Source organism: Ruania zhangjianzhongii (assembly GCF_008000995.1).
GTDB lineage: Bacteria > Actinomycetota > Actinomycetes > Actinomycetales > Beutenbergiaceae > Ruania > Ruania zhangjianzhongii.
The window spans coordinates 64,057-79,427 of sequence record NZ_CP042828.1; the positions used below are offsets into that span (position 1 = coordinate 64,057).

Here is a 15,371-nt window from a genome sequence, read left to right on the forward strand (position 1 = left end):
GTTCCTTCACTTTCTGTGGCGGGCGGGGCCCGATAGGTCGATGGTGGTTGGCAGGACGAGGGCAGCGCTGAGTGCCCACGCGGCGTTGGCAGCGCCCAGCCTAGTGAACCACAGCGCAGCGATGGTGCCGATAGCAGCCAGAGCGATCACTACCAGGGGCCACCACCAGGCGGAACCGAACTGCGCCGACAGCGCGCTGACCAGCGGGTTTGCCTGATTATGGCGGCGATGGGCGCCCGCCGCCCGGCGAGAATCGTGACGTGATCGAGATGACGCCGCGCCGCCGCCGGCCGGTGCCCCGTCGGGATCGTTCGGGAGCCGTCGGGTGCGTGCCGTACCGGCCAGCGGTCGCCAGAGGAGGGGCGAGTTGTCGTCGTCCTCGTCCGGGGCGTCGTCCTCGGCGCCACCGCGCCGGGTGCCCGCCGCACCCGCCCCACCCGCCGCCTCGGCACCGTGCTGCACAGGACGCCCCCCGCCCCCGGTGCGGGATCCGACCGAGGGCTGTGCCGCCGTCGGCGGGCCGAGCGGAGCGCTGCCTGGCTGCGGGGAACTGCTCGGCTGCGCGGCCGAACTCGCCTGGCCCCCGGACGGGTTGCCCGGCCCCGCCGGGCCGCCCCCAGAGTCCGCTGCCGCTGCGCCCGCGGTACCACCGACCGAGGTGAGCGGATCGCTCGAGCCAGGCTCCGCCGTCGTCATCCCGGCAGGCGGCGTGCCGCCGACGCTGGTGGCAGGCCGTTCCGGCTCGATCACCACCTCGAGCGCGGACGCGATCGCCTCCAGCGTGCGGGCCAGTGAGGCCGCGGACCGGGGACGGGCCTCTGGATCCTTGGCGAGCATCTGCTCCACCACCTCGCGCACCCGCGGATCGAGGGAGTCTGGCAGCGGCGGCAGCGGCTGCTTCACATGCGCGAACGCGATGTCCACCTGGTTGGTGCCGGTGAACGGCCGCTTGCCCACCAGCGACTCGTACGCCACCACCCCGAGGGCGTAGATGTCCCCAGCACCGGTCGCCGCGCGACCCATCGCCTGTTCCGGAGGCAGGTACTGAGCGGTGCCCATCACCATCCCGGCAGCGGTCATCGGGGCCTGGTTCGAACCGAGGGAGATCCCGAAGTCGGTGATCTTCACGTTCCCGTCCGGGGTGATCAGGATGTTCGAGGGCTTCACGTCCCGGTGCACCACCCCGGCGCGGTGCGCCGCATGCAGCGCGCGTGCGGTCTGAGCCAGTACCGGCAGCACCTGTGACGGCTCCAGGGTGTGCTCGCGGCGGAGCAGCTCCTCCAGCGACTCCCCGCGGACCAGCTCCATGATCAGATAGCCGGAACCACGCTGCTCCCCGTAGTCATACATGGCGGCGATGTTCTGGTGGGTCAGTGCCGCCGAGTTCACCGCCTCGGCCCGCAGCCGCCCGAGAAAGTGCTGGTCACCGGCGAACTCCTCGCGCAGCACCTTCGCCGCGACGTGCCGACGCAGGTTCAGGTCGGTGGCCACCCACACCTCACCCATCCCGCCGATGGCAAGCCGCTCGGTGAGCTCGTAGCGCTCACCGAGAAGGAGGCCGGCCGCCGGTTTCACTCCTCGAGCACCGCCTCGATGATCTCTCGGGCCACGGGGGCGGCGACGGTGCCACCGGTGCCGGCGGCACCGAGCTGCTCGTCGCCTTCGAGCATCACGGCGACTGCTACCTGCGGATCGTCGGCCGGGGCGAATGCGGTGAACCAGGCGTTCGGCGCCACCACCCCGTCGGGGCCCTCGACCCCGGTCTCCGCGGTACCGGTCTTGCCCGCCACCTGCACACCGGAGATCCGAGCGTTCTGCCCGGTGCCGTTGTCCACGACGTTCACCATCAGGTCCGTCATCGTCGCCGCCGTCTGAGAGGAGATCGGCTCAGCGAACACGGTGGGGTCGGCCTCGCGAGTCACCTGCAGGTCCGGCCCGCGCTCGGTGGCTACCAGGTACGGGGTCATCAGCTGACCGTCGTTGGCCACGGCGGCGGAGACCATCGCCATCTGCAGCGGGGTGGTGCGCACATCGAACTGGCCGATCGCGCTCATCGCCAGCTGGGCGTCGTCCAAATCCTCACCGAAGATGCTCGGAGTGACCGAGAGTGGGATGTTCAACCGCTGCCCGAACCCGAATGCCTCGGCCTGATCGGCCAGGGCCTCCTGGCCGTGCTCCACGGCGAGCATCGCGAACGGGGTGTTGCAGGAGACCTGCAGGGCGTACTCGAGCGTGGCCTCACCGCCGCTACCGCACGTGGCACCGCCGGGGTTGCGGATGTAGGTGTCCTCAGTGCCGGGCAGCAGGTACTCGGTGGGTGCGGGCACCATCGTGTCCGGTTCGTACTCGCCGGTCTCCAGCAGCATCGCCAGGTCGATCAGCTTGAACGAGGAGCCCGGGGCGTACAGGTCACCGGCGATCGCGCGGTTGAATAGCGGGTTGTTCGGATCCTCCAGGAGCTCGGCATAGGCGGCGTCCACCTCGGCGCTGGAGTGCCCGGCCAGCTCGTTCGGGTCGTAGCTGGGGCTGGAGACCATCGCGAGGATGGCCCCGGTGCTCGGGTCGATCGCCACCGCGGCGCCGTTGCGCCCGTCGAGAGCGTCCCAGGCGGCCTGCTGGGCCTGAGCATCGATGGTCAGCTCCACACTGCCGCCGTTGTTCTCCGCGCCGGTGAACATCGCACGTATCCGGGCCAGCAGCAGGGAGTCGTCGGTGCCGTTCAGCACGCTGTGCGTGGCCCGCTCCAGCCCGGTCATCTGATACATCCCGTACCAGCCGGTGACCGGGGCGTACAGCGGGCCGTCGGTGTAGACGCGCTGGAAGCCGAACGCATCGTCCACCGGCTCCGACAGTGCGATCGACTCGCCGTTCACCACGATCGGGCCGCGGTCCCGGCCGTAATCCTCGTAGAGGGTGCGCACGTTCCGGGCGTCGCCGTTCAGGGACTCCGCCTGCACGAACTGGACGTAGGTGGCCGAGCCCATCAGAGCGAAGAACATCACCAGCATCACTACCGAGAGCCGGCGCAGCGGAGTGTTCATTCGCCTCTCACCACCTGGGTCGGTTCGTCGCCGTTGCCAAAGCCGTCGTCGTCCTCGTGCGGGCTGCGGTGGTCCGTCTCGTCCCGGCCCTGGTCGCGGACCGGAGCCAGGCCGACGGCGGTGGCCTGGGTGTCGGAGTCCGGCTCACCCTCCGGGCCGTGCGGCCCGGACTCGGGGCGGTGCTCGCGTTCATCGGTGGCGCCGATGATCTCCATCGCGGTCTCGGTGGAGACTCCGCCGCCGACCTCGCTCGCCGGGCGGCGGGAGGAGTCGGAGATGCGGATCAGCAGGCCGACGATGATCCAGTTCGCCACCAGGGAGGAGCCGCCGGCGGCCATGAACGGCATGGTCAGCCCGGTGAGCGGGATCAGCCGGGTGACGCCGCCGACCACCACGAAGCACTGGAACGCCAGGGTGAACGCCAGACCGGACGCGAGCAGCTTGCCGAATCCGTCCCGCACCCCGATCGCCATCCGCATCCCGCGCTGGGCGAGTACCAGGTAGATCAGCAGGATCGCCATCAACCCGGTGAGTCCGAGCTCCTCGCCGAGGGAGGCGATGATGAAGTCGGAGTTGGCATAGGAGACCAGGTGGGGGAAGCCGTCGCCCCAGCCGGTGCCGAGCAGGCCGCCGAGTGCCAGTCCGAACAGCCCGCGCACGATCTGCCCGGATCCGCCGTACTCCCGGTTGTAGATCTCGTTGTCGAGGGCGTTCAGCCAGATGTCGAACCGGTCGGCGACGTGCGGGAAGACCATGATCGCCACGGTCGCCCCGACAGCGAACATGATCAGACCGATCAGGATCCAACTGAACCGTTCGGTGGCCACGTACACCATGGCGACGAACAGCCCGAAGAACATCAGTGAGGTGCCGAGGTCGCGTTCGACCACCAGCACCAGGATGGCCCCGGCCCAGGCGACGACCAGCGGGCCCAGGTCGCGCAGGCGCGGCAGCTGGAGGCCGAGGAACTTCGGCCCGGCCAGGGTGAGCACGTCCCGGTGGGAGACCAGGTAGCCGGCGAAGAACACCGCGAGCAGGATCTTGGCGATCTCGGCGGGCTGGAAGCTCATCCCGGCTACCCGGATCCACAGCTGGGCGCCGTTGATGTTCACCCCGAGACCCGGGATCATCGGTAGGAGCAGCAGGACGATACCGGCCACCATCGCGGTGAAGGTGTAGCGGCGGAGCAGCCGGTGGTCCCGAAGCAGCACGATCACCAGACAGGCGGCGGCCACCCCGATGATCGTCCACATCTGTTGCCGCGGACCGAACCCGGCAGCCAGACCCCGGCCGGTCAGGCCGATGTCGATCCGGTAGATCATCGCCAGGCCGATGCCGTTCAGCGCCATCACCAGTGGCAACAGCAGCGGGTCCGCGTACCGGGCGCGCCAGCGCACCACCAGGTGCAGCACCAGCGCCAGGGCCACCAGGACGCCGGCGAATCGGAGGAGGTCTCCCGGCAGAGCGCCGCCGGTGTTCAGCCCGACCAGGGCGTAGCCGCCGACGCCGAGCAGCACGGAGAGCAGGAACAGCCAGATCTCGGCAGCCCGGCCGGTGCGGATCCGGACCGGTGCGACGGTGGCCATTAGAAACCGCCCCCGGTGGTGCCGCTGGTCTGGGTGCCGGAGTGGGCCGGTGCCGGTGCCCCGGCGCCGTCCGAGGGCCGGTCGCGGCCGGTGGGCGTCTCGCTCGGGCCGTTGCTCGGGCCGGTGCTGGAGTCCTGGCTGGGGCCCCCGCGCGGTGACTCGCTCGGATCCTCGCTGGGGTCCTCGGTGGGTTCTTCCGGTCCGCTCTGCTCCGTGAGCCGCTCGACGATCTGCTCGGCGTCGGCCAGGTCGTCCGCGCTGATGCTCGCCTCCACCCGGGACTGGACGAACGGTGGCAGCTCCGCCAGCTTGAGCTCGGTCACCTGGTGCTGACGGGACAGCTCGAGCGGGCCGAGCGTGGTGGGCACACCCTGGTAGATCACCACATGGCTGCCGTCGGTGCCGACGTAGTACTGACTCTGTGTCCACCGGTACCCGATCGCGGCGGCACCCGCCAGCAGTGCCAGCACCACCACGACGGAGATCGCCCAGCGCAGCGCCCGCCGCCCCGGTGGCTCGCTCTCGTCCAGGTCTGGTGGTATCTCCTCGCGGTCCTCGTCCGGACTGCGGGTCAGGGCCGCAGCGCGGGCCGCCGCACCGGTGCCGCCGCGGGTGGGGCGGGTCCGGTCCGTCTCCGCGGCGCCGACGATCTGCGGTGCGGTGGCGGGCAGGTCCGTGGTGTTCACCACATCGGCGACCACCACGGTGATGTTGTCGGGTCCGCCGGCGCGCAGCGCCAGGTCGATCAGCTGGTCGGCGCACCGGCCTGGGTCGGCTTCGGCGAGCATCGTCTCGGTGATGGTCTCCGGGGAGACGTAGGAGGACAGCCCGTCGGAGCAGAGCAGCCACCGGTCGTCCTCGCGAGCCTCGCGGATGGACTCGTCCAGTTCTGGCGCATCCGGGTCGTCACCGAGCACCCGGAGGATCACCGACCGCTGCGGGTGGTGCTCGGCCTCTTCTTCGGTGATCTGGCCGGTGGCCACCAGGTGTTCCACCAGGGTGTGGTCGGTGGTGACCTGGGAGAGCACACGGTCGCGCAGCAGGTAGGCGCGGGAGTCGCCCACATGGATCATGCCGATCTTGCTTCCCGAGCGCAGCAGAGCTATCACCGTCGTGCCCAGCCCGGCGGCCTCGGGCTTCTCCTCGGAGTACGCCATCAGATCGTGGTGGGCACCGGCGACGGCGCGGCGGAGCTGGTCGAGCAGATCGTCACCACCGTGGGCCTCGCCGTCCAGAGGCGCCAGGTGCCCGACCGCGATCGAGGAGGCGATGTCGCCGCCGGCGGCCCCACCCATGCCATCGGCGAGCACGAGCAGGTGCGGCCCGGCATACCCGGAGTCCTGGTTCGTGCTCCGCACCAGGCCCACATCGGAGCGGGCGGCGTAGTTCAACCCTACGGACACGCCGACTACCGCTGCAGCTCGATGACGGTCTGGCCGAGGTGGATCGGGACGCCGGTCTCCACCGGGACCGGGTCGGTCACCTGGGCCGAACCGAGGTAGGTGCCGTTGCGCGAGCCCAGGTCCTCCACCCACCAGCGGCCATCTTGCGGGAAGATGCGGGCGTGCCGGTTGGAGCAGTAGTCATCGTCGAGCACCAGGGTGGACCCGGGCGCCCGGCCGATCAGGATCGCCGAGGGGCCGAGTGCCAGCGTGGTGCCGTTCAACGGCCCGGCCGTGACCCGGAGCCGAGTAGGCCCGCCCCGGGTGCGACCCCGGGAGGGGCGTCCTCCGCCGTCGGACCGGGACTTGCGGACCACGCTGCCGTGCGCGAGCACGCGGGTGCCGAACACGTCCCGGCGGAGCACTCCGATCGCGGCGAGTACCAGCAGCCAGAGCAGCGCCAGGTAGGCCACCTTCATCACGGTGACGATCAGATCGCTCATTGCCGTGGGTTACCGATCGCCTGAGTCGTCTGCTCCGGACCAGAACAGGATGCGGGTGCGGCCGATGGTCAGCGTGTTGCCGTCCACCAGGGTGGCGGCGTCCACGTGGTGGCCCTCGATGTAGGTGCCGTTGGTGGAGCCGAGGTCGCTGGCGATCACACCGTCGGAGGTGATCCGGATCTCCAGATGCCGGCGGGAGACACCGGTGTCGTCGACGATGATGTCCGCTTCGCTGCCGCGCCCGATCACGGTCACGGCGCCGGTGAGCAGGTAGCGCTGACCGTCGATGTCCAGGATCGGGTGCCGGCGGCTGGCCCGACTGGTGGTGGCCGGGGCGACGGCGCCACGGCGGGAGGCAGAACGGATCCGGAACCGCCCCGGCTCCAGGTCGTCAGCCTCGTCGAACTCCACTTCGACCGGCCCGACGAAGACGTACTCCTGGCTGGTGGCGTGGTCGGTGGCGGCGGTGATCATCTCTTCCGCCATCGCCTCCTCGCCCCAGCCTCGCACCTGCTCGTAGTCCTTGGTGGCCAGTTCCACGGTGAACGTGTTCGGCACCACAGTGCGCCCGCGGGAGAGTGCGGCCGTGCGTTCGTCCATATCCCGGCGGATAGCACTAGCGATCTCCACGGGCTTGAGGTCGGAGCGGAATGCCTTGGCGAAGGCGTTGTTCACTACCCGCTCGACGCCCTTCTCGAAGCGATCGAGGACTCCCACAGCGCACCTCCCTCTCCTGGTCTCGTGGCCGGTGACGACCCGACAGCCTGCACGTGGCTGCACTGGTCCTCACGGAATCGTAAGCCGAATCGCGCGCGCGTGGGTTCAGGCGTGCCGGTCGAGCACCTATCCTCTGCCCACGCAAGCGACCTTTGATCGTGTCCGCCGAGCCCTCAGTCTGGCGGGGTGGAAGGCCGCTGCGCCTCCCACTGCTGCGGGTTCGGCGCGCCTGCAGCGGGCCGGTTTCGGGTGACTGAGCACACGTGCCCGGTTACGTTCTGGCCCGGTGCGCGTGCTAATCTGCATGCGGCGATCAGCACGGCCAGGGTCGAGTTAATCGCCAACAAGCGCGAGTGGCGGAATAGGCAGACGCGCACGGTTCAGGTCCGTGTGCCCGCAAGGGCGTGGGGGTTCAACTCCCCCCTCGCGCACAGTAGGAAGCCGCAGGATCCCAACGATTTCAAGGGTGCTGCGGCTTCTTTCTGCCCGAGGCATAGATTCATGCACAGAGTGTGGAGCCGACCCTGCCTTGCCCGCCAGTGACGGCGAGGCAAGGCGATGACGACGAGAAGTTGCCGCGGCTTCGGCGTTCGCCACCGTTGCTGGAAGCACCGATACCGGGAACCATGCGTAGATTGGCCCGCCCGCCCGGAAGGGTGGCGGGCGGACGGGATCGGCGCAGCGTATGCAAGAGCCCGCACATAGTCGGATGTGCAAGTACTTGCACTTCCGACTATGTGCAAGTACCGTTACATCATGGCTCGAAGCATCGACAGCGTCCCTCGGCTCGGCACCGCGATCCGTGATGCTCGCGCCCGGAGCGGTATGACCCAGGAAGCCCTGGCGCACGCCGCCGGAGTGTCCCGGAGATGGCTGATCAACCTGGAGACCGGCCGAGGCGAACGCAGCGAGATCGCGATGGTGATGGCTACCGCCCGCGCACTCGGGCTGAGCCTGGTCTTGGCATCGGCCAGCGAACCCGAACTGACTGACACCGAGCGGGAGCTGCTTGAGCTCTACGCCGAGGACGGCTAATGGCGTCCGGGCGGAGCCTTGCAGTACTGCTCTACGGTGAGCACCTGGCCGACCTGCACCAGACCGGTGGCGGGGCACACCGCCTCCAGTACCGAGAGGTAGGCCGCGGCGCCGGAATCTCGCTCGCGATGCCCCCGCGGGAGCATCCGTACACCAAGCGGCAGGTCGACCCCTTCCTCGAAGGGCTTCTGCCCGATCGGGAGGAGACGAAGGAGGCGCTCGGCAGGAAGTTCGACGTCTCCGGGCGCAATCCGTTCGCGCTTCTGGAGCACATCGGCCTTGACTGCGCTGGGGCAGTGCAGTTCTGTCGTCCCGACCAGGTGCCCGACGTCCTCAACCAGGCCGGAGAACTGATACCGCGCGAGGAGCGCGAAATCGGAGACCGGCTGCGCGAGCTGCGGGCTAACGATGCCTCGTCGTGGACGGCTGCGCGCGAAAAGTGGTCCCTTGCCGGTGCGCAAGGCAAGTTCGCTCTGCGGGTTGAATCGGGTGCCTGGTGCAGCGTGACAGGGGCAGAGCCCACCACCCACATCATCAAGCCAGGGGTATCGGAGTTCGGAGCACAGGCCCTGAACGAACATATCTGCCTTGCCACAGCACGCCGCCTCGGACTGCCTGCGGCCACGAGCCAGTACCAAGAGTTCGACGGGCAGCCCGCTATCATCGTGGATCGCTACGACCGGCGTCGCACTGAGGACGGCCGGGTACTGCGCGTGCATCAGGAGGACCTCTGCCAGGCCCTGAGTGTCTATCCGCGAGACAAGTACGAGAGTACGGGCGGTCCGCGGGCCGTGCAGATCATCGACCTGCTCCGCCGAGCCTCGACCACTCGTGGGGGGCTCGATATACACCAGTTCCTGGATGGCCTGGTCCTGAACTACCTGCTCGGCGCCCCGGACGCCCACGCCAAAAACTACAGCGTGCTCCTGATCGGAAGGACGGTGCGGCTAGCGCCGCTCTACGACATCGCATCCGGGTTCCCCTACGACGCCGACGACCAACATGGGCTGCGCAGCGCGGCCATGAAGATCGGTGGCGAGAGCCGGTTCGGTCGAGTCGCGCGACGGCACTGGGAACGCTTTGCCACCGAGATTGCCTACCCGGCCGAAAGACTCATCGAGCGCGTGGAAGAGCTGGCCCGCCAGCTGCCTGATGCGCTGTCCTCGGTGCTGGATGCCGAGCGGGAGGTCGCAGCCGAGCTGCGGAACAGACTCCTCGATCCTGTCGCCACGAACTGCCAGAAGACCAGGCAAGACCTCAGATGAACCAAGGAGTCGACATGCCCCTCACCGTTGCCGGTGTCGCTGGCAATGTTCCCCCCCGGCGCGGCCAGGATCATCCTGGCGCTCGAACCGGCCGGCCACCGCACGTCCACTGGCGCCATCAATGAAGTTCACACGCCGAACATGCACTGCGGCACGCGAGCCTCGTGACTGGGGAGCGAGAATGTACCACTGGAGAACCGGGACCGATAGTGGCCAGCTCGCGCGCATACAGGAGTTGGCTAGCCGTATGTGGAGCTGGTCCAGCAGATGGCACCCAGGGGAGCTGACGTGGTTCTGGTGGGAGACGAGCCGATCCTCATCGGCATGGTGGGTGTCCACCTGGGTGTCCAACGGGCAGGCGGTGGCGTGGGCCTGGTCCCGGTCCCCGGGGCGGTTGGACCTGCAGGTCGACCCCGTGCATCTCGCCTTGTTGCCAGAGATCCTCGGTCGGTACGCAGAGTCGTGGGGCGGCTCCGGGTGTGTCATCACGGTCATGGACGCCGAGGTCGAGCTGATCGACGCGCTCAGCCAGTGGGGGTATCGGCGGGACGACAGCGGTCCGTACTTCGCGCATCTGCGGCGCAACCTCATCGACCCGCTCGTGGTGCCACCGGTGCCGCAAGGATTCACCCTGCGGGCGGTGCGCACTCCCGACGATGCGCAAGCGCGAGCAGCGGTACACCGCGCAGCGTTCGCCGACTATGGCGGAGAGCATAGCCTCACGACGGATGTCTACAAGCAAGTGATGGCCGGCCACCCCTACCTCGCCGACCTGGACTGGATCGTCGAGGATACGGAGGGAACCGTTGCCGCATTCTGCCTGTGCTGGGTGGATGTGGAGAACGCCACAGCAGTCTTGGAACCGGTGGGCACCGATCCGCGGTTCCGACGGCGCGGCCTCGCGCGCGCAGCGGTCGCAGCCTCGCTGCGGGCCGCGAGAGAGCGCGGAGCGCGGTACGCACGCGTTTGCGCTCGCGGCGACAGCGCCTACACCGCCGCAGCGGCCACGTATGAGGACATCGGCTTCTCCCGCTATGCCCGCAACATTCGTCTGATCGATGACGGCCCGAGGTTGGCGGCGGGCGGGGCCTGATACGCGGCAGATCGCAACGGAGGTACCTGGTGCGGTCGGAGGTAGTCCGTGCCAACCTCAGACGGTCGCACGTACCTCCGATGGAACGCTGCGGCCATCACCGGCAATGTTCAGACAAGCGGACATTAAAGCACCCCTGCTGCACCAGGCCCTGGATGTTGGCAGCGGACCATGCGGCCGTCGCCAGTCCTGCACCACCAGGCATCATCGCAGGTCAGCGCGTACAGCACCGGACCCTGGTTGCTGTGAACGGGCGTGAGGCGTACCTCGGTGACAGCACCGGTTTGACAGGACGTAACCCCTTGACCACAAGACATGCGTGTGATCGACTGGAACCCGTCGCGACACCCGAGTGACGGGCGAAGCTGAGTGGCTCCGCACCGCCGTCGGGCGTACGCAGCAGCGCCTGCCCCGGATGCCCGGTACAGGCGCCTGGGCACTGTCCTGCCCACCACGACCCCCTCGATCATGGAGAACCACCATGCGTAGGAAGACGGCAGCCGGCGCAGTCGCCGGTATGACGATCGCGGCCCTGACCCTCGCCGCCTGCAGCGGCGGTGACGACGGCGGCGGCGATGGCGACAGCGGCACGCTGACCATCGTCACCAACGCGATCAGCGGCGGGAAGAACGAGGCCGAGGCGGACTGGATCAACGAGTGGGTGATCCCGCAGTTCGAGCAGGCAATGGCCGACGAGGGCCAGGACGTCACGGTGGAGTTCGAGGCCCAGGGCGTGGACGACGAGGACTACAAGACCAAGATCGCCCTGGACCTGCAGTCCGGCGGCGGCGCGGACATCATCGGTATCGACGGCATCTGGGTCGGTGAGTTCGCCGAGGCCGGCTACATCAACCCGCTCGAAGAGGTCGGTGGCGACGCGGTCACCGACTGGGAGGGCTGGGAGCAGATCCCGGACGCCGTCCAGAACGGTCTCTCCTTCAACGATCAGGTCTACGGCGTCCCACAGGGTGCCGATGGCCGCGTGCTCTACTACAACAAGGAGCTCTTCGCCCAGGCCGGCCTGCCCGAGGACTGGCAGCCGACCAGCTGGGAAGAGGTCCTCGAGGCCAGCCGTGCCCTGGCCGGGATCGAGGGGGTGATCCCGATCCAGCTGAACGCCGGAACGGCGATGGGTGAGGCCACCACGATGCAGGGGCTGCTGCCGATGCTGGCGGGAACCGGCGCCGAGGTGTACTCGGGCGACCAGTGGATCGGCGCCACCGACGAGATGCGCGAAGTGCTCGACCTCTACCGCACCATCTATGTGGACGAGGGCCTCGGTGATGCGGTGCTGCAGCAGGAAGCCTCCGGCCGGGACACCTCGTTCAGCCTCTTCGCCGAGGGCGAGATCGGCATCCTGCTCGAAGGCGACTACTTCTGGCGCTCGGTGGTGGACCCCGAGGTGGGCACCGCGCCGATGGAGAACCGGGACGAGGTGGTCGGTTACACGATGATCCCCGCGCAGACCCCGGGCTCGGGCGTCAACGGGCAGGACTTCGTCTCCATGTCCGGCGGCACCGGCCGGGTGCTGAACCCGAACTCGGACAACCCGGAGCTGGCCTGGGAGCTGCTCGCGTTCATGAACTCTGCCGAGGCCTATGAAGCCCGTGCCGAGTACGGCGGCTTGAACATCAGCCCCCGTACGGACGTGAACGAGACCCTGCTCGAGGGCAACGACATGCTCACCTTCATCAGCGACGAGGTGCTGCCGATCACCACCTATCGGCCCGGTCTGGCCGCCTACCCGGAGGTCTCGGTGGCCCTGCAGGAGGCCACTGCCGCGGTGGTCGGCGGAACATCCGTGGATGAGGCGTTGACCGGCTATTCCGATTCGGTCGCCGGGATCGTCGGCGAAGAGAACGTCAACAACGGCTGATCGAGGTCGGTGGTGAGCGTGAGCACCGCGTCCGCGCGCGCGTCCGGGCGGCGCACCAGGCGTCGTCCGGAGGACGTCGCCGGGCTGGGCAAGGCGGGCGCCGGCACCTTCATGACCCCGGCGCTGGCGCTGATCGGGCTGTTCCTGATCTTCCCGGCGCTGTGGACCATCTACCTGGGGATGACCGACTACCGGCTCACCGGGCTGGCCGCCGCGGACCCCTCGTTCGTCGGCGTGGAGAACTACACCCAGATCCTCGCCGATCCGGAATTCTGGAACTCGCTCCGGCTGACGCTGATCTTCGTGCTCGTCTCCGGTGTGCTCGGCCAGACCCTGCTCGGGTTCTCGGTGGCCTGGTCGCTGCGCCGATTGCCGCGCTGGGCCAAGGGGATCGTGGAGACCCTGGTGCTCGCCGCCTGGGTGGTGCCCACCTCGGTGGGTTCCTTCCTCTGGCTCGCGCTGCTGGACCGGCGGGACGGCACGCTGAACTGGCTGCTGGACACCCCCGGGATGGCCTGGCTGATCGAGTACCCGATGGCCAGCATCATCATCTTCAACATCTGGGTGGGCACCGCGTTCTCGATGCTGCTGTTCTCCTCCGCCCTCGGCGCGGTCCCGCCGTCACAGATGGAGAGCGCCCGGATGGCCGGCTCTTCCACCTGGCAGCAGCTGCGGGACGTAGTGATCCCGAACATCCGGGGGCACATCCTCACCAACACGTTGCTGATCACGCTCTGGACGTTCAACACGTTCACCCCGTACCTGCTCACCGCGGGCGGGCCGAACGGCGCGTCGGAGATCCTGCCGGTGTATATCTACCGCACCGCCATCCCCGGTGGGCAGCTCGGGGTCGGCGCAGCGATCTCGCTGCTGATGCTGCTGATCAACCTGGTGATCGCGCTGGTCTACATGCGCATCGGTAGGGGGCGGAAGGCATGACCGCGCAGACCGCAAAGCCGCTACGGCCCGCCGCCGCGCCGGGGCGCACCGTGAAGAAGTTCCTCGTCCGGATCCTGTTCGTGATCGCCATGGTGGTGATCGGGTTCTTCTTCGCGCTGCCGCTGGCGTGGCTGGTCACGGCGCCGTTCAACTCCACCCCGAGCCTGACCGTGTCCTGGCCGGACTGGACGCTGGACAACTTCTCCGTGCTCGCGGAGAACCCCTACGCGCTCACCTCGATCGGCAACTCGCTGATGCTCGGGCTGGGCACGATCGCCGTGGTGGTCACCACCGGGTCACTAGCCGCCTACGCGCTCTCCCGGGTGCGCATCCCCGGCCGAGACGGCCTGCTCTACGGCCTACTGCTGCTCTCCTCGGTGGTCACCGGCACCGCCGCGATGGTGCCGCTGTTCCAGTTGATGGTCACCACCGGCCTGATCAACACCCAGACCGGGGTGATCCTCGCCCTGTCCGGCGGGGTGCTGCCCACGGTGATCTTCATCCTCAAGGACTTCATGGACTCGATCCCGAAGTCCTATGAGGAGTCCGCCCGGCTCTACGGCGCCAAACCGCACCAGATTCTCATGCACGTGGTGGTGCCGATCGCCCGGCCCGGGCTGGCGTTCGTGGCGGTGTGGGCACTGGTGCAGGTGTGGGGCAACTTCCTGCTCCCGTTCATCCTGCTCCGCTCCCCGGAGTCCCAGCCGGCCGCGGTGATCATGTACACCTTCTACACCGAGAGCGGGCAGGCGGACCTGAGCCTGATCTCCGCCTTCTCCCTGGTGTTCTCCATCCCGGTGATTCTGCTCTACTTCCTCGTCAACCGCCGGTACGGCTTCCGTTTCCATGGAGGGATCAAGTCCTGATGGCCACCATCGCCACCACCGCCCTGGTGAAGGAGTACCCCGGCGGGGTCCGTGGGGTCGACGGCGTCGACGTCACCATCGCCGACGGTGAGTTCTTCGCCCTGCTCGGCCCGTCCGGGTGCGGGAAGACCACCCTGTTGCGCTCGATCGCCGGACTGGAGGCGATCACCGAGGGCACCCTGCAGATCGGCGACCGGGACGTCACCCAGGCCGAGCCCGGTGAGCGCGGGGTCGCGATGGTGTTCCAGGACTACGCGCTGTTCCCGCACATGGACGTGGCGGACAACATCGCCTACCCGCTGAAGATCAAGAAGGTGAAGAAGAACGTTCGCCGGGACAAGGCAGTATCCGTAGCCGACGGGCTCGCGCTGGACGGGCTCAGCCTGCGCCGCCCGGCCCAGCTCTCCGGCGGTCAGCAGCAGCGCGTGGCCCTGGCCCGGGCGGTCTCTACCGAACCGGAGGTGCTGCTGCTGGACGAGCCACTGTCCAACCTGGACGCCCGGCTCCGGCTGGAGGCGCGCACCTTCCTCAAGGAGCTGCAGCGGGACCTGGGCGTGACCACCGTGTTCGTCACCCACGACCAGGCGGAGGCACTCGCGCTCGCGGACCGGCTCGCGGTGATGAAGTCCGGCCGGCTGCAACAGGTGGGCACCCCGCAGGAGGTGTTCCAGCGCCCCGCCAACACGTTCGTCGCCTCGTTCATCGGATCCTCGCCGATCAATCTGGTCGCCACCACGATCGCCGACGGCGCAGTGCCGGTGGGCGAGGGCAGCGTTCCGCTGCCGGAGGGGGTCACCGTGGCAGACGGGACCGAGGTGATCTGGGGCGCCCGGCCCGAGTACCTGCGCTGGTCCGCCGAGGAGACCGCGCTCGGTGTCCCGGTGGAGGTCAGCGTCACCGAGAACCTGGGCGCCTCCACCCTGATCACGGCGAACTCCGGAGCGGAGAAGCTCCAGCTGGTGGTGCCCGAGGAGGATGCCCCGGCCGCGGGGGACCACGGCTGGGTGATCTCTTCGGCGCGGCGTAGCCTGCTCTTCGACCCCGAGTCCACCGAGCGGATCAACTGAA

General features: G+C 68.6%; 13 protein-coding genes and 1 tRNA gene. 8 read left to right on the forward strand and 6 right to left on the reverse strand.

Annotated elements, in window-relative coordinates; genetic code table 11:
- Positions 1–6 precede the first annotated feature (6 nt).
- From FU260_RS00515 to FU260_RS00540, 6 genes are read right to left on the reverse strand one after another with little or no spacing between them, the layout of a single operon-like run.
- Complete coding sequence (locus FU260_RS00515; RefSeq protein WP_147915280.1) at positions 7–1,575, reverse strand: serine/threonine-protein kinase; 1,569 nt, start codon at positions 1,573–1,575, stop codon at positions 7–9.
- Positions 1,572–3,041 (reverse strand): peptidoglycan D,D-transpeptidase FtsI family protein, encoded by a 1,470-nt coding sequence (locus FU260_RS00520; RefSeq protein ID WP_147915281.1) that lies wholly within the window; start codon positions 3,039–3,041, stop codon positions 1,572–1,574. The genes FU260_RS00515 and FU260_RS00520 overlap by 4 nt, the downstream gene beginning before the upstream one ends.
- A complete protein-coding gene (locus tag FU260_RS00525) occupies positions 3,038–4,627 on the reverse strand; it encodes an FtsW/RodA/SpoVE family cell cycle protein (RefSeq protein ID WP_210418168.1) in 1,590 nt (529 codons plus the stop codon). Before FU260_RS00525 ends, FU260_RS00520 begins: the two co-directional genes overlap by 4 nt.
- Entirely contained in the window at positions 4,627–6,030 is a 1,404-nt protein-coding gene (locus FU260_RS00530) for a protein phosphatase 2C domain-containing protein (protein ID WP_147915282.1), read from the reverse strand. The genes FU260_RS00525 and FU260_RS00530 overlap by 1 nt, the downstream gene beginning before the upstream one ends.
- Positions 6,031–6,035: 5 nt before the next feature.
- Entirely contained in the window at positions 6,036–6,512 is a 477-nt protein-coding gene (locus FU260_RS00535) for an FHA domain-containing protein FhaB/FipA (RefSeq protein WP_147915283.1), read from the reverse strand.
- Between the two features lie 9 nt (positions 6,513–6,521).
- A complete protein-coding gene (locus FU260_RS00540) occupies positions 6,522–7,229 on the reverse strand; it encodes an FHA domain-containing protein (protein WP_147915284.1) in 708 nt (235 codons plus the stop codon).
- 347 nt (positions 7,230–7,576) lie between these two features.
- Between FU260_RS00540 and FU260_RS00545 the strand changes: the two genes are divergently transcribed.
- The 8 genes from FU260_RS00545 to FU260_RS00580 all read left to right on the forward strand — a co-directional run bounded on the left by FU260_RS00545 (position 7,577) and on the right by FU260_RS00580 (position 15,370).
- Positions 7,577–7,660: transfer RNA gene (locus FU260_RS00545), tRNA-Leu, on the forward strand.
- A 325-nt stretch (positions 7,661–7,985) separates the two neighbouring features.
- Positions 7,986–8,264, forward strand: coding sequence for a helix-turn-helix transcriptional regulator (locus FU260_RS00550; protein WP_168211588.1), 279 nt, complete (start codon positions 7,986–7,988; stop codon positions 8,262–8,264).
- Entirely contained in the window at positions 8,264–9,529 is a 1,266-nt protein-coding gene (locus FU260_RS00555; RefSeq protein WP_147915286.1) for a type II toxin-antitoxin system HipA family toxin, read from the forward strand. Before FU260_RS00550 ends, FU260_RS00555 begins: the two co-directional genes overlap by 1 nt.
- 331 nt (positions 9,530–9,860) lie before the next feature.
- Complete coding sequence (locus tag FU260_RS23420) at positions 9,861–10,622, forward strand: GNAT family N-acetyltransferase (RefSeq protein ID WP_168211589.1); 762 nt, start codon at positions 9,861–9,863, stop codon at positions 10,620–10,622.
- Between the two features lie 481 nt (positions 10,623–11,103).
- Entirely contained in the window at positions 11,104–12,498 is a 1,395-nt protein-coding gene (locus FU260_RS00565) for an extracellular solute-binding protein (RefSeq protein WP_147915288.1), read from the forward strand.
- Between the two features lie 18 nt (positions 12,499–12,516).
- Entirely contained in the window at positions 12,517–13,437 is a 921-nt protein-coding gene (locus FU260_RS00570; protein WP_235912130.1) for a carbohydrate ABC transporter permease, read from the forward strand.
- Entirely contained in the window at positions 13,434–14,303 is an 870-nt protein-coding gene (locus FU260_RS00575) for a carbohydrate ABC transporter permease (protein ID WP_187368349.1), read from the forward strand. The genes FU260_RS00570 and FU260_RS00575 overlap by 4 nt, the downstream gene beginning before the upstream one ends.
- Positions 14,303–15,370 (forward strand): ABC transporter ATP-binding protein, encoded by a 1,068-nt coding sequence (locus tag FU260_RS00580; protein WP_147915289.1) that lies wholly within the window; start codon positions 14,303–14,305, stop codon positions 15,368–15,370. The genes FU260_RS00575 and FU260_RS00580 overlap by 1 nt, the downstream gene beginning before the upstream one ends.
- Position 15,371 lies beyond the last annotated feature (1 nt).